This is a genomic window from Dictyoglomus sp. SSW (assembly GCF_055181335.1).
The window spans coordinates 494,759-517,838 of record NZ_CM143705.1; the positions used below are offsets into that span (position 1 = coordinate 494,759).

The 23,080-nt window shown below is 33.1% G+C and carries 23 protein-coding genes; 14 read left to right on the forward strand and 9 right to left on the reverse strand.

The features are described from left to right. Window positions 1–12 precede the first annotated feature (12 nt). The 4 genes from ACY3JM_RS02260 to ACY3JM_RS02275 form a co-directional block, all read right to left on the reverse strand. Window positions 13–879, reverse strand: a complete 867-nt coding sequence (locus tag ACY3JM_RS02260; protein ID WP_463111592.1) for a Clp1/GlmU family protein — start codon at window positions 877–879, stop codon at window positions 13–15. Between the two features lie 13 nt (window positions 880–892). Then, window positions 893–1,243 (reverse strand): ribosome silencing factor, encoded by a 351-nt coding sequence (rsfS, locus tag ACY3JM_RS02265; RefSeq protein WP_463111593.1) that lies wholly within the window; start codon window positions 1,241–1,243, stop codon window positions 893–895. Then, on the reverse strand, window positions 1,243–2,166 hold the full coding sequence (locus tag ACY3JM_RS02270) for an LCP family protein (protein ID WP_463111594.1): 924 nt from the start codon (window positions 2,164–2,166) through the stop codon (window positions 1,243–1,245). Before ACY3JM_RS02270 ends, rsfS begins: the two co-directional genes overlap by 1 nt. A 113-nt stretch (window positions 2,167–2,279) precedes the next feature. After that, window positions 2,280–2,561, reverse strand: a complete 282-nt coding sequence (locus ACY3JM_RS02275; RefSeq protein WP_148805220.1) for an RNA-binding protein — start codon at window positions 2,559–2,561, stop codon at window positions 2,280–2,282. 323 nt (window positions 2,562–2,884) lie between these two features. Here ACY3JM_RS02275 and ACY3JM_RS02280 point away from each other — a divergent pair, with 323 nt between their 5' ends. Beyond that, window positions 2,885–3,778 carry a fumarylacetoacetate hydrolase family protein gene (locus ACY3JM_RS02280; RefSeq protein ID WP_463111595.1) on the forward strand — a complete coding sequence of 298 codons (894 nt, stop codon included), beginning with the start codon at window positions 2,885–2,887 and terminating at the stop codon, window positions 3,776–3,778. A gap of 2 nt (window positions 3,779–3,780) precedes the next feature. Here the strand turns inward: ACY3JM_RS02280 and ACY3JM_RS02285 are convergent, their stop codons facing one another. The 4 genes from ACY3JM_RS02285 to ACY3JM_RS02300 all read right to left on the reverse strand — a co-directional run bounded on the left by ACY3JM_RS02285 (window position 3,781) and on the right by ACY3JM_RS02300 (window position 6,932). Next, a complete protein-coding gene (locus tag ACY3JM_RS02285) occupies window positions 3,781–4,239 on the reverse strand; it encodes a peroxiredoxin (RefSeq protein ID WP_463083175.1) in 459 nt (152 codons plus the stop codon). Beyond that, on the reverse strand, window positions 4,236–5,309 hold the full coding sequence (locus ACY3JM_RS02290; protein ID WP_463083176.1) for an NAD(P)H-dependent flavin oxidoreductase: 1,074 nt from the start codon (window positions 5,307–5,309) through the stop codon (window positions 4,236–4,238). Before ACY3JM_RS02290 ends, ACY3JM_RS02285 begins: the two co-directional genes overlap by 4 nt. Window positions 5,310–5,327: 18 nt before the next feature. Next, window positions 5,328–6,092 carry an enoyl-ACP reductase FabI gene (locus ACY3JM_RS02295; protein ID WP_463111596.1) on the reverse strand — a complete coding sequence of 255 codons (765 nt, stop codon included), beginning with the start codon at window positions 6,090–6,092 and terminating at the stop codon, window positions 5,328–5,330. A gap of 66 nt (window positions 6,093–6,158) precedes the next feature. Beyond that, a complete protein-coding gene (locus ACY3JM_RS02300) occupies window positions 6,159–6,932 on the reverse strand; it encodes a DeoR/GlpR family DNA-binding transcription regulator (protein WP_463111597.1) in 774 nt (257 codons plus the stop codon). 361 nt (window positions 6,933–7,293) lie between these two features. Here ACY3JM_RS02300 and ACY3JM_RS02305 point away from each other — a divergent pair, with 361 nt between their 5' ends. From ACY3JM_RS02305 to ACY3JM_RS02325, 5 genes are all read left to right on the forward strand, one after another. Further along, window positions 7,294–8,316 (forward strand): LacI family DNA-binding transcriptional regulator, encoded by a 1,023-nt coding sequence (locus tag ACY3JM_RS02305; protein WP_463111598.1) that lies wholly within the window; start codon window positions 7,294–7,296, stop codon window positions 8,314–8,316. Between the two features lie 22 nt (window positions 8,317–8,338). Next, entirely contained in the window at window positions 8,339–10,159 is a 1,821-nt protein-coding gene (locus ACY3JM_RS02310; RefSeq protein WP_463083180.1) for an L-fucose isomerase, read from the forward strand. A 51-nt stretch (window positions 10,160–10,210) separates the two neighbouring features. Continuing rightward, a complete protein-coding gene (locus tag ACY3JM_RS02315) occupies window positions 10,211–11,713 on the forward strand; it encodes a sugar ABC transporter ATP-binding protein (RefSeq protein ID WP_463111599.1) in 1,503 nt (500 codons plus the stop codon). After that, window positions 11,714–12,700 carry an ABC transporter permease gene (locus tag ACY3JM_RS02320; RefSeq protein WP_463083182.1) on the forward strand — a complete coding sequence of 329 codons (987 nt, stop codon included), beginning with the start codon at window positions 11,714–11,716 and terminating at the stop codon, window positions 12,698–12,700. A 68-nt stretch (window positions 12,701–12,768) separates the two neighbouring features. Continuing rightward, complete coding sequence (locus ACY3JM_RS02325; protein WP_463083183.1) at window positions 12,769–13,707, forward strand: substrate-binding domain-containing protein; 939 nt, start codon at window positions 12,769–12,771, stop codon at window positions 13,705–13,707. A 69-nt stretch (window positions 13,708–13,776) separates the two neighbouring features. Here ACY3JM_RS02325 and ACY3JM_RS02330 read toward each other — a convergent pair whose 3' ends face one another. Next, window positions 13,777–14,271, reverse strand: coding sequence for an ureidoglycolate lyase (locus ACY3JM_RS02330; protein ID WP_463083184.1), 495 nt, complete (start codon window positions 14,269–14,271; stop codon window positions 13,777–13,779). A 368-nt stretch (window positions 14,272–14,639) separates the two neighbouring features. Here ACY3JM_RS02330 and rhaS point away from each other — a divergent pair, with 368 nt between their 5' ends. The 8 genes from rhaS (at window position 14,640) to ACY3JM_RS02370 (ending at window position 23,075) form a co-directional block, all read left to right on the forward strand. Beyond that, window positions 14,640–15,641, forward strand: a complete 1,002-nt coding sequence (gene rhaS / locus ACY3JM_RS02335) for a rhamnose ABC transporter substrate-binding protein (RefSeq protein WP_463083185.1) — start codon at window positions 14,640–14,642, stop codon at window positions 15,639–15,641. 67 nt (window positions 15,642–15,708) lie between these two features. Further along, window positions 15,709–17,220 (forward strand): sugar ABC transporter ATP-binding protein, encoded by a 1,512-nt coding sequence (locus ACY3JM_RS02340; protein WP_463111600.1) that lies wholly within the window; start codon window positions 15,709–15,711, stop codon window positions 17,218–17,220. Window positions 17,221–17,239: 19 nt separating this feature from the next. Then, window positions 17,240–18,244, forward strand: a complete 1,005-nt coding sequence (locus ACY3JM_RS02345; RefSeq protein ID WP_463083187.1) for an ABC transporter permease — start codon at window positions 17,240–17,242, stop codon at window positions 18,242–18,244. Continuing rightward, the gene (locus ACY3JM_RS02350; protein WP_463083188.1) at window positions 18,241–19,197 is read left to right on the forward strand and encodes an ABC transporter permease; all 957 of its coding nucleotides are present in this window, start codon (window positions 18,241–18,243) and stop codon (window positions 19,195–19,197) included. Before ACY3JM_RS02345 ends, ACY3JM_RS02350 begins: the two co-directional genes overlap by 4 nt. Before the next feature lie 18 nt (window positions 19,198–19,215). Continuing rightward, entirely contained in the window at window positions 19,216–19,590 is a 375-nt protein-coding gene (locus ACY3JM_RS02355) for a sensory rhodopsin transducer (protein ID WP_463083189.1), read from the forward strand. 112 nt (window positions 19,591–19,702) lie between these two features. Then, complete coding sequence (locus tag ACY3JM_RS02360; RefSeq protein WP_463111601.1) at window positions 19,703–22,087, forward strand: alpha-ketoacid dehydrogenase subunit alpha/beta; 2,385 nt, start codon at window positions 19,703–19,705, stop codon at window positions 22,085–22,087. Window positions 22,088–22,105: 18 nt separating this feature from the next. Then, a complete protein-coding gene (locus tag ACY3JM_RS02365) occupies window positions 22,106–22,366 on the forward strand; it encodes a biotin/lipoyl-containing protein (protein WP_463083191.1) in 261 nt (86 codons plus the stop codon). Between the two features lie 13 nt (window positions 22,367–22,379). Then, a complete protein-coding gene (locus ACY3JM_RS02370) occupies window positions 22,380–23,075 on the forward strand; it encodes a dihydrolipoamide acetyltransferase family protein (RefSeq protein WP_463083192.1) in 696 nt (231 codons plus the stop codon). The last annotated feature ends 5 nt before the right edge of the window (window positions 23,076–23,080 follow it).

The following is a 23,080-nucleotide window of genomic DNA, read 5'->3' on the forward strand; positions in this document are numbered from 1 at the left end:
TGCCTTCCTCCTTTATTGTGTTTCTTTAATAATTTTAAGTTTTATTCCTCCAATTTCAATTCTTTTTACTTCTTGAGGATTTTTTAAAGGTGTAAATATATATATGATTCTTTTTTCCAGATCTATGTTCTTCACAATTCCTAAGGAAAGTAATTTCTCCCTTTTATCTAAAAGACCTACCAACCTTTCTCTATAATCTTCTTTTGTGAAATCCACATGTTTGTCTATTGAGTAAACTAAGAAAAGAGGAAAAACTAAGATTTTGCTATCTTGAAAATATTTTTCATATCTTTTTTCCCTGAATTCTTTTCTTTCTTCTGGCCCTCTTTCTCTTGCATATGGACTTCTTGGTACTTTATAAACCTTTTTGGCAAATCTTCCTATAATTTTTAATAATGAGTCTAATTCATTTAAAAAGTATATTCCTACAATAAAATCTGGATTAATAAGAGAGGTTTTGTAGTATTTTAAAATTTTTCCTAATCTTCCTTGTACAAGGCCACAGGTATTTATAATTATCAAATCTGCCTTTTCTTTTGCTTCATCAAGAAGCTTTCTTACTCCTGTTATTACTTGTAAAAATTTTCCTACAGGGGTAATTTCCCCTACAAAGTACCAACTATCTACAAATATATTTTCTGAGCTTGATAGTTCTCCTTCTGGATAGATAAGAGAAATGGTACCTGGTAAACCAATATCCGCTTGTCCTAAATCGGAATTAATTACTGCTACTTTTAATCCATTCTGAATTCCCAAATCTGCAAGATATTTTACAAATGTACTTTTACCAGCATTTGTGAGTCCTAAGACAAGAATAGTACCCTTCTTATTTAGGAGCTCTCTTGCGGTCTCTTCCCATTCTATAGGGATATGAAACATTTAATCTCTTATTCTAAAATTCTGTTATTTTCGGTAGATTCTGGTAAAGTTCCTCAAGACCATAAAACTCTCTTGCTCTGGGAGAGAAAATATGAACTATGAGATCGTAGTAATCAAGAAGGGTCCATCCAGTACCTTCTCTTCCTTCTACTCCTCTTGGTGTAAATCCAAGTTTTTCCATTTCTTCTTCTATAGTTCTCTGAATTGCTTTTCTTTGAAGTGGAGTAGCACCTGTGCATATTATTATAAAATCGGTTATACCTAATGCTTTTGAGACATCAATAATTACTATATTCTCTCCCTTTTTCTCCGATACAATCTGAGCAACTCTTAAGGCTTTTTCTCTGCTTTCCAAGAAATTCATCACCCCTCCTTTGTATTATTAACTCTAAAATATTGATTTAATATCTCATCTAACTTGTTTCTATCGGGAATTATATAACTTATTCCATTAATATTTTCTGGAGTTCCAGGCATTAGAAAAGTATTAATATCTTCTTCAGTTATATCCAAGAACTTACTTGCTATCACTAAACCCTCCATAAGAGAGATATTGGTAGAAAGAATAGAGCCAGCAAGTGATATGTAATAGGGAAGATTAATAAGGTTTACCTTCTCTTTTGCTTGTTTAAATAAGGCTTTTAAAAATTTTTGTTGTCTTTCTATTCTTCCTAAGTCTCCCATTAAATCATGTCTAAATCTTACATATCCTAAAGCCTCTTTACCATTTAAATGATGAAGACCAGGATTAAGATCTACAAGGAATTTATCTGTTTTATCCCTATAATACATCCTTTTTTCTACTTCTATATCTATACCGCCTATGGCATCTATAAACTTTTCAAATTGTTGAAAGTTTACCTTTACATAGTAATGTATAGGAATACCGATAAATTCTTCAATGGTTTTCAGAGATAGATCAATTCCTCCATAAGCATAGGCATGATTAATCTTTGTATATCCATAATTAGGTATATTTACCCTTGTATCTCTTGGAATAGATAGTATATATACCTTTTTATTTTTAAGATCTAAGGAAGAAATCATTATGGTATCTGATCTTCCAGGATCATCTTTCCTTTCATCTACACCGAGCAGAACCACATTTATTTTATCCACATGATTTAGAGCTACATCTAAGAGATCTACTTTATCCAAAGAAGGATAATTTTTAGTAGGAGTGTAGTTATAACTTCCTTGGATATAATAATATCCACCAACTCCTACTGCTATAAGTACTAATAGGAGTATTAGAATTCCTATTGAAAATATTTTCCACTTCTTCATATATGTCTCTTACCTCCAATTTTTACTTCTTTTATTAATATTATTATATACCTAAATAAAAGACCCCTCCTTTGGGAGGGGTCTTTTATTTTAATATTTTAGATTAGTCTAAACTATTGACCACGATTTCTTCTTTCGCGTGGTCTTTCTTCCCTTGGTTTTGCTTCATTAACAACAATTTTTCTTCCTTTTACTTCTGTGTTGTTAAGTTCAGCTATCATTTTTGCAGCAGAATTGTCATCTACTTCAACAAATCCAAATCCCTTAGATCTTCCCGTATTTCTGTCAGAGATAATTCTTGCAGAATATACAGTCCCGTGATTTGAGAATATAGATTTTAGCTCTTCTTCTGTTGTAGACCAAGGTAAATTACCAACATACAAAGTCTTACTCATTTTTTCACCTCATGGAAAGTTTTAGATTTTTTAAATTGGGAAAGCTTTTTACGGGAGCGTTTCCAGAACCCCTGAGAACTTGGAACAATAGGATACTGCTCGGTACACTTCACCTCTCTTTCTGGAAAATAAAAATGCTTGAGAACTCATTTGGTGGGTCCAAAGGATTCTCAAGCATTTTCTTTTACTTTTGTCTTCTTTTTTCAAAAATCTAAACATATAGATAACCTTAGTTGCAGGATTAACTATACCATATAAATTTATAAATGTAAAGTATATGATATAATTATCTTCAAGTTTTAGATAAAAAAGGAGGAAGGCTTATGAAGATTGCCAATTGTAAGGCTGGAGAGAGAAATTTTGTTGGCCTTTTTTATGAAGATAAAATGTTAAACATTTCTAAAGCTATCCATATATATTCATCCATATATGAAAAGACTTCTAAGAATGTGGATAAAATTGATGATCTTCTTTATATAGATGATCTTCGTGAATATTTGAGGAAAGTGTTTGATTTTATTCTTGAGCATAATTTTATTTATACCCTTACAGAAGAAAAATTTAAGTACCTTCCTCCCATATTAAAGCCTCAAAAAATTCTTGCCTTAGGCAGAAATTATTCTGAACATGCAAAAGAGTTAGGACATAAAATACCTAAGGAGCCTGTCTTTTTTAGTAAAGCACCATCTTCCCTTATTGGACACGAGGATAAAATAGTTTATCCCTCATTCCTTACAAGGGTAGATCCTGAAGTAGAATTAGGAGTGATAATAAAGAAGAAAGGTAAATATATTAAAGAAGAGGATGCTTGGGACTATGTTCTTGGCTATACTATAGTAAATGATGTTACTGCTAGAGACATGCAGGCAGAAGATTTTCAAAATACTAATCCTTGGTTTAGATCCAAAAGTTTTGATACTTTTTGTCCTATAGGCCCTTTTTTAGTATTCAAAGAGGATTTAAAAGAACCTCATAACCTAAATATAGAACTTAGGGTAAATGGGGAAGTAAGACAGAAGGATAATACTAAAAATATGCTCTTTAAAATTCCCCAAATTATTTCTTACATTTCCAAACATCTAACCTTAGAGGCTGGAGATATTATAGCTACTGGTACACCTTCAGGTATTGCTCCTATAAATCCTGGAGATGTGGTGGAGTGTTTAGTAGAAAAAGTAGGTGTATTAAGGAATAAAGTAGTAGAGGAAAAATTATAACGTTATTTCTTTTCTATCAGTTCGTCTAATTTACTGAGTACCTCTTCTACGTGTCCATCTACTTTTACATTTTTCCATGAATATACAATCTCTCCCTCTGGAGAGATAATAAAGGTGCTTCTTATTGGGCCTTCCGTCTCTTTACCATACATTTTCTTCTTTCCCCATGCCCCATATAGTTTAATTACCTCTACATTTGGATCAGAAAGGAGAGTAATTTTTAAATTATTTTTTTCCACAAACTTTTTATGACTTTCTATAGAATCTTTGCTTATTCCCACGACTTCTACATTCCTTTTATTGAATTCTTCGATCTTTTCTGAGAAATTTACAGCTTCTTTTGTACAACCTGATGTCATATCTTTTGGATAAAAATACAGTACTACCCATTTACCCTTAAAGTCTGAGAGACGCCAATCTTTTCCATTTTGATCTTTTAATGTAAAATCTATAGCTTTCATAAATTCTCTTCCGCCTCTTTTACTAATTCATTAATCAGATCTTTTACACTTACAATTTTGTCAACCCTGTAAGCATTAGCTCCTGCAAAAGCAAATCCTGCTTTTAAGTTTCCCTTTTTGGCATTTAGTAATGCCAAGGCTATGCAATATGGAGTATTTTTATAATCACATGTCCTTATGCATTGAAATACACATTTGTATGGTTTCTTTTCTCCCCTTTCAACTGCCTCTAAAAACTCATTTTTTATGGCTCTTCCAGGAAGCCCTACTGGACTTTTTATAATAACTACGTCCTCTTTTTTAGCCCTTAAGTATTCTTGTTTGAATTTTTCATCCGCATCGCATTCATAGGTAGCTACAAACCTTGTAGCTATCTGTACGCCACTCGCCCCTAATTTAATGAATTTTGCTATATCTTTTCCATCATATATACCACCACCTGCAATTACAGGAATTTCTTTATCATATTTTTCTTCTAAGATTTTTATCTCATCTAATACTTCTTTTAATCTATTCTCTAAGGTTACATTAGGGTCTTCTAATTCTTCCTTCTTAAATCCTAAATGACCCCCTGCTAATGGCCCCTCTACTACAAAGGCATCAGGTACATAATTGTACTTTTCAATCCAGCTTTTGGCTATGATTTTAGCTGCCCTTGCCGAGGAGACAATTGGGACCAATTTTGTAACTGCTCCTTTTATAAGATATTTAGGAAGGTCTAAAGGAAGACCGGCCCCTGAAAAAATAATATCTACCTTTTCTTCTATTGAAGTTTTTACCATATCTGCAAAATTAGAAAGGGCTACCATTATATTTACTCCAATTATACCCTTTGTTTTTTCTTTTGCTTTTCTTATTTCATTTCTTAACGCTCTAATATTAGCTTCAATAAAATTTTCAAAAAAATCTGGTTCATCCATACCAATACCTGCTGTACCAATTACGCCTATACCTCCTGCCTCTGCTACAGCTGATGCAAGTCCTGAAAGAGATATTCCAACAGCCATACCTCCTTGTACTATTGGTATTTTGGCTACTAAATCCCCAATTCTAAGTTCTGGTAATTTCATTTATTTCTTCCTCAAAATTTATATACCCATAATATTGTATCCTGCATCTACATAGAGAACTTCTCCTGTAATTCCAGATGCAAGATCGCTTAAAAGAAAAACTGCAGAATCTCCTACTTCTCTATGTTCAATATTTCTTTTTAAAGGTGCTTTTTCTCTGTGATATTCAAGCATGTCACTAAATTTAGCTATACCTCTTGCAGCTAAGGTGTTTAATGGTCCTGCTGAGATAGCATTTACCCTTATATTTTCTTCTCCTAAATCATAGGCTAAATATCTAACTGAAGCTTCTAATGCTGCTTTTGCAACTCCCATCACATTATAATTAGGAACTACCTTTTCAGCCCCATAATAGCTTAGGGTAATTATACTGGCAGGTTTGTTTAATATTCTTTTGAATATTCTGGTCATAGCTACAAAGGAATATACACTTATTTCTATGGCAGTTAAGAAAGCATCTTTAGAGGTTTCAACAAAGGGATTTTTTAAAGCATCTGATGGTGCATAGGCTATAGAATGTACAAATCCATCTATCTTCCCTACATTTTTCTCAATTTCCTCAGCTACCTTTTCAATATTTTCATCTTTTGATACATCACATTCTACAATAAGTGGTTTTGGATTTAAGCCAGCTATTAATTCTTCTACATTTTCTCTTAATCTTTCATTTTGATACCCAATAATTACCTCTCCTCCAAATTTCATTATAGATTGAGAAATAGCCCAAGCAATACTTTTCTTATTTGCTACATTAAAAACAGCAAATTTTTTCCCCTCTAACATAAGACATACTCCTTTCTTTTTAGGGTTTATTTTAAAAAATTATACCATAGTGGGGTTATGGGTTTATTATTCTTCGGGATGTACAGTTATAACTTCTATTCCTTCTTTTTTAAGCTCTTCTATATAATGGGGTGGAACATTATCATCAATGATAATTTTATGCATAACATTTGTGGGTGCTACGAATGAGAAACATTCCTTTCCAAATTTACTATGATCTGCTACTCCTATAATTTCTCTTCCCATCTCTATGATTAATTTTTTAATTTGGGATTCAGCTATACTTGCTGTATACATACCTTTTGAAGGTATAATTCCAGATATACCTAAAAATACCTTATCAACTCTAAATTCTCTTAAAACCCTTTCTGCCAATGGTCCAATGAGAGCAATAGTCTCTTTTCTAAGAACACCGCCTGTTAGTATTACTTCTACGCCTCTTGCGTTCAGAAGTTCTCTTGCTACTTCTATTGAATTGGTAAGCACTGTAAGATCATGTTTATTTTTTATATTTTTTGCTATTTGTAATGTAGTACTTCCTGCTTCAATAAATATGGATTCACCATCGTTTATGATCTCTGCAGCCTTTTTCCCAATTGCCATTTTTTCTTTAAGGTTTTGTCTTTTTTTAGTAGTAAAAAGAGGTTCAAAGGAAAAACTATGAGGTAGTATTGCTCCACCATGTGTTCTCTTAAGAAAACCCTCTTTTTCTAAGGCTTCAAGGTCTCTTCTTATTGTAGCTCCTGTTACATTAAATAATTTAACTAAGTCGTTAACTTTGATACTTCTTTCTTTTTCTAAAAGCTCAAGTATTTTGGATCTTCTTTCATCAGGAAGCATAATTTATATCACCTAATTATTTTATTTCTGGATAATAACATAAAAAATTGGTGATTGTCAAAAAAGGGGAAATTCCCTTACGTATCAGATTCTTCTTAACCTTTAGCCATATTTTTCTGGAATAAATTATAAAAAGTTTTTGTTCAAAAGTTATATAATTTCATCTTGTATATTTAGATGTATAGGTCCCATCTAAGTTATGCTTTATGGAGAATAATATTTATCTTTGTTATAGCTTTAAATAAGCTATATTTAAGGATTCGCTAATTTTTAATTTTTTAATCTTATTGACGATTTTTAATTTTTATAGTATTATGTTACCGTTAACATAAAAGTAGTAAATGAATAGGGGGATCTAAGATTGGTAACTATTAAAGATGTGGCTAAAAGGGCTGGAGTATCAGTAATGACCGTTTCAAGGGTTATTAATGGGAGTAAAAATGTAAGTGAAAGTACCCGAAAGAAGGTCTTAAAAGCTATTGAAGAATTAGGCTATGTTCCTAATTCTGTTGCAAGAAGCTTGGTATTAAAGAAAACTTCTACTATAGGACTTGTGATCTCTGATATAACAAACCCATTTTTTACAACAATTGCTCGTGGTGTAGAGGATACTGCAATTTCTGAACATTACACAGTAATAATATGTAGTACAGATGAAAATCCTGAAAAAGAATTAATGTATGTAGAAGTTTTGGCTAAAAGTAAAGTAGATGGTGTTATCTATGCCTCTGCGTCTGGGAAAAGAGCTCCCTTAAAATCTTTATTCCTTAAAAATATACCTATAGTCTTGATTGATAGAACGATTGAAGGTGTTAATGACTTAGATATTGTAAGAGGAGATAGTGTATATGGGGCATATTTGTTAACAAAACATTTAATTGAATTAGGGCATAAGAGAATAGGAATTGTGGTTGGAAGTACATTTATTTCTACAGCAAGAGATAGAGTAGAAGGATATAAAAAGGCTTTGAACGAGGCAAAAATTCCTATTGATGATAGTTTAATAAAAATTAGCGAGAGATCTAAATTCTCTAAGGAAGATGGATATAGATTAACAAAAGAGTTATTAGAGATAAAAGATCCTCCAACAGCTGTTTTTGGGGGTAACAATTTAATGGCTATTGGTGCTATGTTGGCAATTAAAGAAAAAGGATTGGAAATTCCAGATGATATTTCTCTTGTTTCTTTTGATGATATTGAGAGTTTGTCTGAGGTATATCCTTTTCTTACTGTAGTAAAACAGCCAGCCTATACAATGGGAGTTTTGGCTGCGGAACTTTTAATAAGGAGAATAGAGAATATAGATAAGATACAAGAAAAAAGAGAGATTATGTTGACTCCTGAATTAATTATAAGGAAGTCTACAGCTCCACCTAAGAATTAATTAAGAGGGGAGGATATTTTCTATGAGTAGATTATTTCCTATTAGAGTTGGTGAAAAAAGGTTTATAGAGGATTACCCTAAGGTAGGAATTCGTCCAACTATAGATGGAAGATATGGGGGTGTAAGAGAGACTTTAGAAGATCAAACTATGAATCTTGCAAAGGCAGTTGCAGAGTTTATTGAAAATAATGTTTATCTTCTCAATGGAGAAAAAGTTAAATGTGTAATCCCAGAAAGATGTATTGGAGGAGTTGCAGAAGCAAGAATGGCAGATGAGCTCTTTAGAAAAGAAGGAGTGGGAGTATCTATAACTGTTACTCCTTGTTGGTGTTATGGAGCGGAAACAATGGATATGAGTCTTGATATTCCAAAGGCTGTTTGGGGATTTAATGGTACAGAAAGACCAGGAGCAGTTTATCTTGCAGCAGTTTCAGCTGCTCACAATCAAAAAGGGCTTCCAGTATTTAAGATTTATGGAAAAGACGTTCAAGATAGAGATGATTACACTATCCCCTCTGACGTAAAAGAAAAGATAATTAAGTTTGTAAAGAGTGCTTTAGCAGTAGCTATTATGAAAAACAAGTCTTATCTTTCTATAGGTAGTGTCTCTATGGGAATTGCAGGATCTATTGTTGATCCTGACTTCTTTGAGGATTATTTAGGGATGAGGGTTGAGTATGTTGATATGACAGAAATAATTCGTAGGATTGAAAGAAAGATTTATGATGAAGAAGAATTCAACAGAGCAATGGAGTGGGTTAAAAAATATTTGAAAGAGGGGGAAGATCCTAATCCACCTGAAAAAAGGGTTGATGAGAAGAAAAAGCAGGAAGTATGGGAATTTGTAGTGAAGATGACGTTAATAATCAGAGATTTAATGGTTGGAAATAAAAAGTTAGAAGAACTTGGTTATCCTGAAGAAAGTTTAGGACATAATGCTATTGTAGCGGGATTTCAAGGGCAAAGACAATGGACAGATCATTTTCCAAATGGTGATTTTCCAGAGGCTATTTTAAATTCATCTTTTGATTGGAATGGATTAAGACAACCTTATATATTGGCAACAGAGAATGATAGTCTCAATGGAGTATGTATGTTATTTGGTCATCTTCTAACTAACACTGCTCAGATTTTTGCTGATGTTAGAACTTATTGGAGCCCTGAAGCAATATATAGGGTTACAGGATGGAAGCCTGAAGGTTTAGCCCAAAATGGAGTAATTCATTTAATAAATTCTGGACCTGCTGCTCTTGACGGTACAGGAGAACAAGAAATAGATGGAAAACCAGCTATAAAGCCATTCTGGGAGATAACTGATGAGGAAGTTTTGAAATGTATTAATGTCACTAAATTCTGTTATGCTAACCTTGGATATTTTAGGGGTGGTGGTTTTTCTACGGACTTTACTACAAGAGGAGGCATGCCAGTAACTATAAGTAGATTAAATATAGTTAAGGGGCTTGGCCCTGTTTTACAGATTGCAGAGGGTTACACAGTGGAACTTCCTCCCCATGTTCATGATATTCTGGATAGAAGAACAGATCCAACTTGGCCAACTACATGGTTTGTGCCTAAGCTTACTGGAAAGGGTGCCTTTAAAAGTGTTTACTCAGTAATGGAAAATTGGGGGGCAAATCACTGTGCTATTACTTATGGGCATGTGGGTGATCTTTTCATAACCCTTGCTTCCATTTTAAGGATTCCTGTTTGTATGCATAATGTGGAGGAAGATAGAATATTTAGACCAAGTGCTTGGTCTATGTTTGGTACTCAAGATTTAGAAGGAGCTGATTTCAGAGCCTGTTTAAACTTTGGACCACTCTATAAAAAAGTAAGAGGATAATAAATTTTAAATAAGGGGGATGAAACTATAAATACTGAAACCTTAGTCTTAATGGAAAATATAAATAAAAGCTTTCCTGGGGTACAAGCTTTAAAGAATGCTTATTTTGAGCTGAAACGTGGTGAGGTACATGCATTGGTTGGAGAAAATGGAGCGGGGAAGTCTACATTAATGAAGATATTAGTTGGAGCTTATAGAAAGGATTCAGGAAGGATTGTATATAAAGGAAAAGAGGTAGACATTCCTAATCCTCGTGTTGCACAAGAGATGGGTATAAGTATGGTTTTCCAAGAATTAAATTTAATGCCTCATCTCACAGTAGCTCAAAATATTTTTATAGGTAGAGAACCAAAAAAGAAAAATATACCAATATTCTTAGATGATGACGAGATTAATAAAAGAACAAAAGAACTTTTAGATATGCTTCATTTAAAAGTGGATCCAAAAGTAAAAGTTTCAGAATTAACTGTTGGTAAACAGCAAATGGTTGAAATTGCTAAAGCCTTATCATTTAATTCAGAGGTAATAATTTTTGATGAGCCAACAGCTGCTTTAAGTGAAGCGGAAACAGAAGAGTTATTTAGTATCATAAGAAAGTTAAAATCTCAAGGAATAGGGATAATTTATATTTCCCATAGATTGGAAGAATTAAAACAAATAGCTGATAGAGTAACTGTAATGAGAGATGGACAATATATAGGAACAGAAAACATAGAAAATGTGACCATTGATAAGATTATAAGCATGATGGTGGGTAGAGAGATTTATGAGACTCTTAGAGAAAAAGAAGTAGAGGAAGGGGCTGAAATTGTCTTAGCTGTTAGAAACTTAAGAAGAGGAAAGATATTAAAAAATATTAATTTTGAATTAAGAAAAGGGGAAATCTTAGGATTTGCAGGATTAATAGGAGCTGGAAGGACAGAGTTAGCAAGAGCAATATTTGGTGCCGATCCTATCAATTCCGGAGAAATATACGTAAAATCTAAAAAAGTTAATATTAAAAATCCATGGGATGCTATAAAGCACGGTATTGGATATCTATCTGAGGATAGGAAAAGATATGGTTTAATGCCAAATTTGGATGTGAAGACAAATATAATTTTGCCTTCTATGAGTGAATTTTTAAAAGCATTAGGTTTTGTTGATGATAAAAAGGCAGAGAAAGTTTCAAATGAATATGTTCAGAGGTTAAAGATAAGGACACCATCTATTAGGCAAAAGGTTATGAATTTATCTGGAGGAAATCAACAAAAGGTTGTAGTCGCAAAATGGCTTTTAAGAAATTGTGACATACTCATCTTTGATGAACCTACGAGAGGTATAGATGTGGGAGCGAAAAATGAAATATATAAGCTTATTAATGAATTAATAAAAGAAGGAAAATCAATTATAATGATCTCCTCGGAGCTTCCTGAAATATTAAGAATGAGTCATAGAATTGCGGTTATGTGTGAAGGCAGAATAACAGGGATTCTGAATTCTGATGAAGCCACTGAGGAGAAAATATTGAAATATGCTACCATGTATGAAGACCAAAAGGAGGTTTTAATTTAAATGGTTAATAAATTATCAACTATTTTCTCTAAGAGTGGACTAAGACAAATTTTAATGTTTGCAAGTCTCTTTTTGCTTTTTACCTTTTTCTCAATTGCATCACCTAATTTTTTGACTTATGAAAATGTGGTTGCGATTTTGCTTGCTACTTGTGTAAATGGTCTTCTCGCTCTTGGTGTAACCTTTGTTATTATAACAGGTGGTATTGACCTTTCTATAGGTACTGTTATGACTATATCCTCTGTGATGAGTGGTGTTTTTATATCTTTTTGGAAATTACCAGTATTTATTGGTGTTTTAGGGGGAATATTAACAGGTACCTTAGCTGGTTTTATTAATGGGTTTGTTATATCAAAAATGAAATTACCTCCTTTTATTGCAACTCTGGGTATGATGATGATTGCAAAAGGTTTGGCTTTGGTTATATCAGGCTGTAAACCAATTTACTTTATGGATGCTCCTATATTTAATAAGATTGCTATGGGTTCTATTATAGGAAAAATAATACCAGGTATCGGAGAATTCCCTAATGCGATTTTGTGGTTTATCCTTTTCATAATTATTGCGAATATTCTTCTCAACAGAACCGCTCTTGGAAGATATACCTTTGCTATAGGAAGCAATGAAGATGCAGCAAGATTATCAGGTCTGAATGTTGATAAATGGAAGATAATAATATACTCCTTATGTGGAACTTTTGTGGGTATTGCTGGTGTCATAATGGCTTCAAGATTAAATTCTGCACAACCAGCTTTAGGTCAAGGATATGAATTGGATGCTATTGCAGCTGTAGTAATAGGAGGCACATCATTGAGGGGTGGAGAGGGCTCTATAATAGGAACAGTCATAGGTGCATTAATTATGAGTACTTTAACTAATGGTTTAAGAATTCTCTCTGTACCTCAAGAATGGCAGATTGTAGTAAGTGGAATTATAGTTATTGGTGCTGTTTATCTTGATATGATGAGAAGGAGCAGAGAGATATGATAATCTGGGTAATATTTGCCCAAAAGGCAAATATTATAAAAAATCCTTTAACGGGGGAGGTTTAAAAAATGAAGCGCTTCCTAATTGTATCCTTAATGTTCATTTTCCTTATTGGTCTTTCCATTACGTCCGCCCAAAGACCATACATTGCTATGGTCTCCAAAGGGTTCCAGCATCAGTTCTGGCAAGCAGTAAAAAGTGGTGCTGAAAAAGCAGCAAAGGATTTAGGCGTAACTATAACCTTTGAAGGTCCAGAATCTGAAGCAATGGTAGATAAACAGATTGAAATGCTTCAAGCAGCTCTTGCTAAGAAACCTGCAGCTCTTTGTATTGCAGCTCTTGATAGCAAAGCAGTTATACCATATCTTGAGAAAGCACGTCAAATGGGTATTCCTGTAATTGGATTTGACTCTGGAGTAGATAGTGATATTCCTGTAACAACAGTTGCAACAGATAATATAAAGGCTGCGGGTCATGCTGCTGATAAGATGGCAGAATTTATAGGAAGGATTGGTGAAGTTGCTTTAGTAGTACATGACCAAACAAGTAGAACTGGAATTGATAGAAGAGATGGATTTGTAAATAGGATTAAACAAAAGTATCCATTAATAAAAATAGTTGATATTCAATATGGTGGTGGTGATCATCTTAAATCTACAGATCTAACAAAAGCTATTATACAAGCTCATCCAAGATTGAAGGGTATTTTTGGAGCGAATGAAGGGTCTGCTATTGGAGTAATTAATGCAGTTAGAGAGATGAATAAGGTAGGAAAGATAGTAGTGATAGGATATGACTCTGGAAAACTGCAGATTGAAGCAATTAAATCTGGTTTAATGAAAGGTGCTATAACCCAAAATCCAGTTGGAATGGGTTATATGGCTGTTGAGGCTGCTGTAAAAGCGATTAAGGGTGAAAAGTTACCAAAATTCATAGACAGTGGTTTCTATTGGTATGATAAGACAAATATTGATGATCCTAAGATAAGAGAGTGTCTATACGAGTAAGAGATAGAAAAAGGTAAATAAAGAAGGGGAAGGCAAAAAAGCCTTCCCCTTCTTTATTACTATCTTTTTTTAGAGATTTATTTTTATTTTATTAGGCAAATCTACAATTTCAATATCTTTTTCTACTGTTGGCTTTTTTAATACCAATATAAATCTTAGCTCAGGAGTAATAGGATAAGGTAACCAGTGCCATACTCCCTCATTAAGGACAAAAGATACTGTGCTGTCTATCCAGAAAGCTTCTATGGAATTTAAATCAGGTATATTTTTCCCATGAGTTGCAGGAGCAAGGCAAATTATTCCAACTCCCGATATAGGAATAAAGGCTTCCAAGGTTTGCTTATGTCTTTCTATTTTTTCTAAGATAAAATCTCTATTGAAATCTCTTCTGATTTCTAAATATCCTAAACATCCCTCACTTCCGAGAGATGAAATGTCAGCGATGTTGTGATAATAGTTAAAGACTTCTGATTTTGCTGCAGGAGGATTATTAAAAGGAGGAACTATTAAGGTTCCAAATTTTTTGAAATTCTCTTGATTAGGGTATTTAACTTTAATCTCCATTTTTCCCTCCACAATATGTTTTTTTATATATTTTGAATTATTTTTAATTATACTGTTTATTTAATATCATTTTTAACTTATTTTGTCAATGAATATAAAAACTTTATAGATAAAATAGATAAACTAATCTAAATGTTTTTTTCCTTTTCTATGAAAAATATATTCTTATTGTTAAGATTCTTACTGTTTTTTGATGTCTTTCAATTTTTTGACAAAAATACATATTATATGTAAAATAAAAAATAAAAATAAATGAAAGAAAAAGATAAAAGAAGATGAAAATTTATGCTAAAGAGGGGAGGTGAGTAGTTAAGTATCTAAGATTTCAAGCGGATATATAAAAATCTTTTAATTAGGGGGGATTATTTATGAAAAAGTTTTTGACCGTTTTATTAATTGTTCTTCTTACCTTAGGTACACAAGGATTTTCTCAAAAAAAATTTGTTATTGGGTTAGTATGTAAAACTGCTGGTAACCCATTTTTTGAAGCAGTAAATAAAGGAGCTCAAGAGGCTGCAAAAGAATTAGGAATTACTGTTTTATATCAATCTCCAGCTGCGTCAAGCGTTCAAGGGCAAATTGATATTATTAACTCAATGATTGCTCAAAAAGTTAGTGCAATTTGTGTTTCTGCCAATGATCCCGATGCTTTAGTTCCAGTATGTAGAAAGGCTCAACTCAGAGGTATTCCAATTGTGACTTTTGATTCTGCTGTGAAACCTCAAGGAAGAAAGCTTTTTGTAAATCAGGCAGATATGGAGCAAATAGGAAGAATTCAAGTTCAACTTTTAGCTAAGATGATAAATTATGAGGGCGAAATTGCTGTACTAAGTGCTGCCTCTACCATGGCTAATCAAAATACGTGGATAGAATGGATGAAAGAAGAACTCAAAAAACCAGAATATAGTAAGATGAAGCTTGTGGCCATAGTGTATGGAGATGATATTAGAGAGAAAAGTTATAATGAAGCAATGGGATTATTTAAATCTTATCCAAACTTAAAGGGAATAATTGCACCAACGACAGTGGGTATTGCAGCTGCTGCTCGTGCTATTGAAGATGCAGGACTCTCTGGAAAAGTGCAGTTGACAGGTCTTGGTTTACCAAGTGAAATGGCTGAATATGTGAAGAGGGGAACATGTAAAGCTTTTGCTTTATGGAATCCTATAGATTTAGGTTATGCAACAATATATGCTACTTATCGTTTGTTAACAAAAGAGATAAAGGGTAATGTAGGAGAGAAAGTTAATTTGGGTAGGCTTGGAGAAAGAAAAATAGTTGATGAAGGCAATGGTGGAAGAATGATAATTCTTGGACCTCCATTTGTATTTGATGCATCTAATATAGATTATTGGTCAAAAGTATACTAATTAAAAAGGAGGGGGAGAATCTCTCCCCTTCTTATATTTTTATTGAAAGAAGGGGTTAATAAAGCATATGAGCGATTATGTATTAGAGGTTTTTGGAATATATAAAACTTATACAGGAACAAAACCAGTTTTACAAAATGTTGATTTTAATTTAAAAAGAGGAGAAATTCATGCTTTATTGGGAGAAAATGGGGCTGGAAAGTCTACTTTGATTAAAATTATAAGTGGTGTATTGCAACCTGATAGTGGAGAGATTATTTTAGAAGGAAAGAAAATCCATCTGAAAAATTCTATGGATGCTCAAAAATATGGTATTGCTGCTGTTTTCCAGGAGCTTGCCTTATTTCCGGAATTGAGTGTGGCTGAGAATATATTTATAGGCCATTATAAATATAGTCCATTTTTTAAAAATATTGATTGGAAGAACCTATATAAAGAAGCTGAGAATTTATTAAACTCCTTAGGGATAGAATTGAATCCTAAGGTTCCTGTAAAAAATCTCAGTATAGCTGAAAGGCAATTGGTAGAAATTGCAAGAGTTTTATCCATAAATCCTAAGATTTTAATTATGGATGAACCTACTTCTTCCTTGACCTTAGAAGAAACCCAAAGACTTTTTAATATTATAAGAAATCTTAAGCATAAGGGCACTTCTATTATATTTATTTCTCATAGGTTGGAAGAGGTTTTTGAAATAGCTGATAGAGTAACAGTACTAAGAGATGGACAGTATATAGGAACAAGAGATGTAAAAGATACAAATATGGATGAGTTGATTCAAATGATGGTAGGAAGAAAATTAGAGGATATGTATCCTAAGGTAGAAGCTAAAAAGGGTAATATTCTGCTTAAGGTAGAAGGATTAACAAAACATGGGGAATTTTATGATATTTCCTTTGAACTTTATGAAGGAGAGGTTTTAGGAATAGCAGGACTCGTAGGTTCTGGAAGAACAGAGGTTGCTCAAACTTTATTTGGAATAAGAAAAAAAGACAGAGGTAGGATATATATAAGAGAAAAAGAGGTAGAAATAAGTAGTCCTAAAGATGCTATAACTCATGGAATAGTCTATGTTCCTGAAGACAGGCATCAGCATGGACTACTTTTACCTATGGATATTGTATGTAATGTTACTCTTCCTATTTTACAAAGTTTAGCCAATAAAGGAGTTATTAATAAACAAGAAGAAGAAACTCTTACAAAAAGATACTATGAATTGTTAGATATTAGAGCTACTGGATTCAGACAAAAAGTTATGAATTTATCTGGAGGAAATCAACAAAAGGTTGTCCTTGCTAAGTGGCTTGCTACAAATCCAAGGATTCTTATTTTGGATGAACCTACAAGAGGTGTAGATGTGGGAGCTAAAGTAGCTATTTATAACCTAATCAATAAATTGGTTAAAGAAGGTTATGGAATAATACTTATTTCTTCAGAAATGCCTGAGGTAATAGGTATGAGTGATAGGATTTTGGTGATGCATGAGGGAAGATTAGTGGGAAGTCTTTCAAGAAAGGAAGCAACTCAAGAAAAGATTTTGTCATTAGCTCTGGGAAGAGGACATCTGGTAAAGAGTTAACGATAAAAGGAGGCTGTTTATGACAGAGTTAGATACTATGAGTGGAATAAAGAAAGATAGTAATATATCAAGGTTGAGAGAGATAGGCATAATATTTCCTCTTTTCTTTTTTGGTCTAATTATAGCCATAAGAAATCCATATTTTGTGACCTGGGAGAATATTCGTTATATTCTTCTTGATGCATCTATATTGAACATTGTGGCTATAGGAGAAATGATGGTAATTTTGACTGGGGGAATAGATCTTTCTGTTGGCTCTAATCTTGCCTTGACAGGTATGATTGTCTCTATGCTATATAGAGATTTGCCTAATCTTCCGGTTATTTTAGCACCAATTTTAGGTATTATTATTGGGGGTATATGTGGGGCTATAAACGGTTTATTTGTAGCAAAAGGTAGGGTAATCCCGATTATAGCCACTCTCTCTACCATGTATATTTTTAGAGGACTTGTTTATATTATAAGTCAGGGAAAGTGGGTTAATGCTCATGAAATGCCTGAAGGTTATAAGCTCTTAACAAGGGTGGAAGTTTTTGGTATTCCTATATTGATTATTTATGCTTTTATAGTTTTTCTTCTTTTTTACTATATACTTAACTACAAATCTATAGGAAGAAGTATATATGCAGTAGGTAATAATCCCCAATCTGCGGTCTATATTGGTATAGATAAAACAAAAGTGCTTTTTTTAGTCTATCTAATATCAGGAATTTTATCAGGTCTAAGTGGTGTTTTATATACATCAAGATTTGCCTCTGCCGAAAGTAGTGCTGCTGTAGGGTTTGAATTATCTGCTATTTCGGCTGTAGTTATAGGTGGAGCAAAAACTACTGGAGGATCAGGAAAAATAGGAGGGGTTGTTTTAGGGGTATTATTGTTGACCATGATAGTAAATGGATTAAATATTATGAGAATTTCTCCCTTCTATAAGCTTGCTCTACAAGGACTTATGTTTTTGACTGCAATAGTAATAGATTCCTTGATAGCAGAAAGAACTCAAAAAAGGTATAGGAGGAGATCATGAAGTTAAAAATTAAAATTACTTGGGAAATAATCTTACTTATATTGATTATATTAGTATTTGTAATAAGCAGTATTTTGTCTCCTTATTTTTTAGATATAGTAAACCTACTTGATAACACCACTAATTTTATGGAGAAAGGATTAATCTCCCTTGCTATGGCGTATATTATTATTAGTGGAAATATAGATATCTCAGTAGCATCAAATATGGGAATGACATCTGCTTTTATGGGTGTCCTTCATAGAGCAGGTACTAATATTTGGATTTGTGTTTTAATAGGGCTACTAATAGCTACTTTAGGAGGATTTTTAAATGGTTATCTAATTGTTAGATTTAGGTTACCTGCTATAGCAATAACTCTTGGTACTTATGCTCTCTATAGAGGAATAGCTTATATTTTATTACAAGACACAGCAGTAGGAATTGAATCTGAAAGTTTTATGTACTTAGGACAAGGGTACATAGGAAACACTCCCATCCCCTTTTCATTAGTAGTATATATTATTTTTGCTTTTATTTTTGGCTTTATATTACATAAAACCACTTTGGGAAGATACATATATGCTACAGGGAACAATGAGCAAGCATGTAAATTTTCAGGTATACCAGTAGAAAAAATAAAAATAATATTATTCACTCTTATAGGTTTTATGTCAGGTTTAGGAACTATATTTTTAACATCAAGATTAAGCAGTATAAGGCCTGACATAGGTAGTGGTTTAGAACTTGAAGTTATAGCAACGGTGGTTTTAGGGGGAGTAAGCATATTGGGTGGATCTGGAAATATGATTGGGGTTGTACTTTCTCTATTCTTACTTGGATATCTCACTTATAGTCTTAATCTTTTAAATATACCAAGCCAAGTGATAACTATTATACTTGGATTATTATTAGTATCAACGATTTTAATTTCTAACTTTATAGAGCAAAGAAGAAAACTTGTAAAATCTTGAAAAAGGGGTGTTTAATAAATGGAGAGAGAACTTGGTGCTAAGATTTGGCTTATACCAGATGCATATTTACCGGGTGTGGGTGATGTTAATTTACCAAGTCATGAGTCTACATGTATTTTAAATGTAAATGATAAACCTGCTACTGTTAAATTCACCTTCTATTTTGAAGATAGAGATCCAATAGAGTCAAAGGAGATAGTTGTGCCTGCAAAGAGAACATGGCATGTAAGATTGGATAGATCAGAAGAAATTCTTGGGGTGAAGCTAGAAAGAGATGTACCTTTTGCAATTAAAGTGGAGAGTAATGTAAAAATTGTAGTGCAACATTCAAGATTAGACACAAGACAACCCAATCTTGCCTATATGACTGCTATTCCTTGGAATATCGATTAATTAATATTTCTTTAATGTTTTTATGCTTGACATTTAAGGGGGTAATGTTAATATAAAAGAAAAAGAAATGAAAATGAAGAATGAAAATAAATAAAAGAAAAATAAAAAGGAGGTGCTAAAGTTGCCAAAAGAGATAAAAGTATTCCCAGAATTTGAACCAGGATATATTGAGGTTGGTGGGAAAGTCCCAAAGTTTCAATATAATAAATCCCTTAAGGATGAATTAAAAGAGGGAACAATAACAAGGGAAGAAAGTATTGATCTTTTTAAATGTATGCTTATGATTAGAAATTTTGAAGAGATGATATATGAATTAAGGGCAAATAAAGGGAAGTATGGGAATATACGCTATTTATATATAGGAGCCACTCATCTATCTATAGGACAGGAAGCAGTACCTACAGGTGGAATATCAGTTATTAAGAAGGATGATTATATAACAAGTACTCATAGAGGACATGGGGATGCAATAGCTAAAAGTTACTTTGGATTAAAAGATATGTCAGAAGAGGAGCTTTTTTCTTTTATAGAAAGTAACAAAGAGATTGCCAATTTTTTAGGTTATGACTGGAAGAACAAAAATAAAAATATTTTATATCAATACGCTCTTGATATAGAACTCTTTAAGGCTATAGGAGAACTATTTGGAAAGGAATGGGGGGCATGTAAGGGAAGAGGAGGATCCATGCATATTGCGGACTTCAGTGTAGGTCATTTAGGGGCGAATGCCATAGTTGGAGGTAGTATGGGAATTGCAGTAGGATCTGCTATGGCGTCAAGATATATGGAGGATGGAAAAGTAACCCTATGTTTTATTGGAGATGGGGCTATGAATACGGGTATAGCTCATGAGGCATTGAATATGTCTTGTATGGCTCAATTCACTAATGGATTGATGAAGAAAAAGTTTGGTGTACCAGTCATATTTATGGTTATGAATAACCAATATGGAGAATCAGGTCAACAAAAGGGAGAGGTCACGGGAATAGATTATATTGCAGAAAGAGGATTTGCTTATAACAAAAAGGGAATGCATGCTGAAGTTGTAAATGCTATGAATGTGCTTGCTGTAAGAGATGCGGTAAAAAGAGCAGTGGAAAAGGCAAGAAATGGTGATGGACCTATTTTGCTTGAGTTTTGGGGATATAGATTTGTGGGACATTCTTTAAGTGATACATTGGAAAAACCAGAAGATGGTACATATCGTACATATGATGAGCTTCAAGAATGGAAAAAATATGATCCTGTAGAAAATTTTGCAAAGGAATTGATAAGGGCTGAGGTACTTACAGAAGAAGAAGTAGAAAATCTCAAGAGAGAGGCTCGCAAAAAGAATGAAGAAATAGCAGGAAAGGTAATAGAATCTCCCAATCCTGATCCTAAACAAATGACTCTATATGTATTTAATGATGCTCCTATTGACGATTATGTACCTGAAAAGTTTAGAAACGTTACTGTGTTAAAAGAACCAGCCTTTAAAGATAGGGATCCAGAGATAGAGATAAATTATAAAGAGGCTATAATTGAAGCCTTGTATCAAGAAATGAAGAGAGATGCAAGGATACTCATGTGGGGAGAGGATATTGCGGATTATGGTGGTTCTTTTGGAGAAACAAAAGGTTTATTGGAAATATTTGGGAGAGATAGGATATTTAACACTGCTATATCAGAAGCTGCAATAGTAGGAACAGGAATTGGTGCTGCTATGAGAGGATTGAGACCTATTGTTGAGATCATGTATATTGATTTTATTTTAATTGCTTTAGATCAAGTGGCAAACCAAGCTGCTAAGATGCGTTATATGACTGGTGGTCAAGCAGAAATACCTCTTACTATAATAACTACTATTGGTGGTGGTAAAGGATATGCTGGACAACACTCTCAAAGTATTGAGTCCATATTAACCCATTTTCCAGGATTGAAAATTGTTGCTCCATCAGATGCTTATGATGCAAAGGGGCTTTTAATATCAGCTATAAGGGATAAAAATCCTGTGATTTATATAGAGCATCAAAATCTTCTTCAAGATCCATTACTTCTATCTCTTTCGAAAAGAAAAGTACCAAAAGAGGATTACATAATTCCATTAGGGAAGGCAGATATTAAAAGAAAAGCTAAGAATTACGATAAAAGTGTAACGGTAGTTTCATGGTCAGCCATGTTATATGCGGTTTTAAAGGCATCAGAAGAGTTAGAAAAGGAAGGAATTGAATTGGAGGTTATAGATTTAAGAAGTCTCTATCCTTTGGATATGGATACTATAATAGATTCGGTAAAAAGGACAAGAAGATTTGCGATTGTAACTCAAGCAGTAGAGTTTATGTCATTATCAGCTGAAATAATTACTCAACTTTTTGAAAAAGCAAATTCATATTTGGAGAGACCACCATTGAGGATAGGGGCTCCTTATTGTCCCCCCCCAGCCTCTCCAGTTCTTGAAAAAGCTTACCTTCCCAATGATAAGAGAATAATAGATGAGATTAAACAGTTATTTTAGAAAGGAGGAAGGATAAGGATGGTGAAGAACATTGTTATGCCAAAGGTTAGTGATGTAATGGAAAATGGAACTGTCACTACTTGGCTTAAGAAAGAAGGAGAAAAAATACAGAAAGGAGAACCATTATTAGAGATAGAGGTGGAAAAGGCAATAATGGAGATAGAGAGTGAATATGATGGTTATTTAAGAAAAATATTAGTAAAAGAAGGAGAGACAGTTCCTGTAGGTACTGTTCTTGCTTATGTTACTGATACCTTAGATGAGGAAATTCCAGAGTAAGGGGGCATAAATTTTGAGTGGAGATAATGAGATTAAAAAGATACTTTTGGGTACTACAAGAAGGACTATAGCTGAGAGACTTTTGAAGAGTAAGCAAAATATACCTCATTTTTATGCTGAGTTAGAGACGGATGCTACAAACTTAGTGAATGTGAGAGAAGAGTTTATAAATAAAAATAATGTAAAAATATCTTATGATGATTTTATTATCAAGGCTGTAGCATCCTCTATAAAGGATTTCCCTTTAATAAATTCTCGTTTTAAGGAAACAGAAATAGAACTTTTAGAGGAGATAAATGTTGGTTTTGCGGTCGCTTTAGGGGATGAAGGTGTAGTGGTGCCTGTAATTAAAAATGCTGATAAGAAAAATATTCTTCAGATATATGAAGAAAGGATTTTATTGATAGAGAAGGCAAGAAATAGAAAACTGAGAGTTGAAGATATATCTAATAGAAGTATAACAGTAAATAATGTAGGAGTTTTTGGAATAAAGTCCATATTAGCTATAATTAATCCACCTGAAGTTGCTATAGTTACTTTTGGGGCTATTCAAGATAGAGTGGTTCCTGTAAATGGTGAGATAATGATTAGGAAAATGATGGATATTACACTTTCAGCAGACCATAGAGTAATAGATGGGGCTTATGGTGCTAAATTTCTTGTAAAGATAAAAGAATTTCTTGAGAATCCTAATCTGTTATTAACTTAGGAGGA

Excerpts from the sequence above, each read along its gene's own strand:
- ACY3JM_RS02320 (WP_463083182.1), top strand. The coding sequence starts at position 11,714 with ATGGTTAATAAATTATCAACTATTTTCTCTAAGAGTGGACTAAGACAA.
- ACY3JM_RS02365 (WP_463083191.1), top strand. The coding sequence starts at position 22,106 with ATGGTGAAGAACATTGTTATGCCAAAGGTTAGTGATGTAATGGAAAAT.
- rsfS (WP_463111593.1), bottom strand. The coding sequence starts at position 1,243 with ATGAATTTCTTGGAAAGCAGAGAAAAAGCCTTAAGAGTTGCTCAGATT.
- ACY3JM_RS02290 (WP_463083176.1), bottom strand. The coding sequence starts at position 5,309 with ATGAAATTACCAGAACTTAGAATTGGGGATTTAGTAGCCAAAATACCA.
- ACY3JM_RS02340 (WP_463111600.1), top strand. The coding sequence starts at position 15,709 with ATGAGCGATTATGTATTAGAGGTTTTTGGAATATATAAAACTTATACA.
- ACY3JM_RS02350 (WP_463083188.1), top strand. The coding sequence starts at position 18,241 with ATGAAGTTAAAAATTAAAATTACTTGGGAAATAATCTTACTTATATTG.
- ACY3JM_RS02310 (WP_463083180.1), top strand. The coding sequence starts at position 8,339 with ATGAGTAGATTATTTCCTATTAGAGTTGGTGAAAAAAGGTTTATAGAG.
- ACY3JM_RS02325 (WP_463083183.1), top strand. The coding sequence starts at position 12,769 with ATGAAGCGCTTCCTAATTGTATCCTTAATGTTCATTTTCCTTATTGGT.
- ACY3JM_RS02280 (WP_463111595.1), top strand. The coding sequence starts at position 2,885 with ATGAAGATTGCCAATTGTAAGGCTGGAGAGAGAAATTTTGTTGGCCTT.
- ACY3JM_RS02315 (WP_463111599.1), top strand. The coding sequence starts at position 10,211 with ATGGAAAATATAAATAAAAGCTTTCCTGGGGTACAAGCTTTAAAGAAT.
- ACY3JM_RS02260 (WP_463111592.1), bottom strand. The coding sequence starts at position 879 with ATGTTTCATATCCCTATAGAATGGGAAGAGACCGCAAGAGAGCTCCTA.
- ACY3JM_RS02295 (WP_463111596.1), bottom strand. The coding sequence starts at position 6,092 with ATGTTAGAGGGGAAAAAATTTGCTGTTTTTAATGTAGCAAATAAGAAA.
- ACY3JM_RS02270 (WP_463111594.1), bottom strand. The coding sequence starts at position 2,166 with ATGAAGAAGTGGAAAATATTTTCAATAGGAATTCTAATACTCCTATTA.
- ACY3JM_RS02345 (WP_463083187.1), top strand. The coding sequence starts at position 17,240 with ATGACAGAGTTAGATACTATGAGTGGAATAAAGAAAGATAGTAATATA.
- rhaS (WP_463083185.1), top strand. The coding sequence starts at position 14,640 with ATGAAAAAGTTTTTGACCGTTTTATTAATTGTTCTTCTTACCTTAGGT.
- ACY3JM_RS02355 (WP_463083189.1), top strand. The coding sequence starts at position 19,216 with ATGGAGAGAGAACTTGGTGCTAAGATTTGGCTTATACCAGATGCATAT.
- ACY3JM_RS02275 (WP_148805220.1), bottom strand. The coding sequence starts at position 2,561 with ATGAGTAAGACTTTGTATGTTGGTAATTTACCTTGGTCTACAACAGAA.
- ACY3JM_RS02285 (WP_463083175.1), bottom strand. The coding sequence starts at position 4,239 with ATGAAAGCTATAGATTTTACATTAAAAGATCAAAATGGAAAAGATTGG.
- ACY3JM_RS02330 (WP_463083184.1), bottom strand. The coding sequence starts at position 14,271 with ATGGAGATTAAAGTTAAATACCCTAATCAAGAGAATTTCAAAAAATTT.
- ACY3JM_RS02300 (WP_463111597.1), bottom strand. The coding sequence starts at position 6,932 with ATGCTTCCTGATGAAAGAAGATCCAAAATACTTGAGCTTTTAGAAAAA.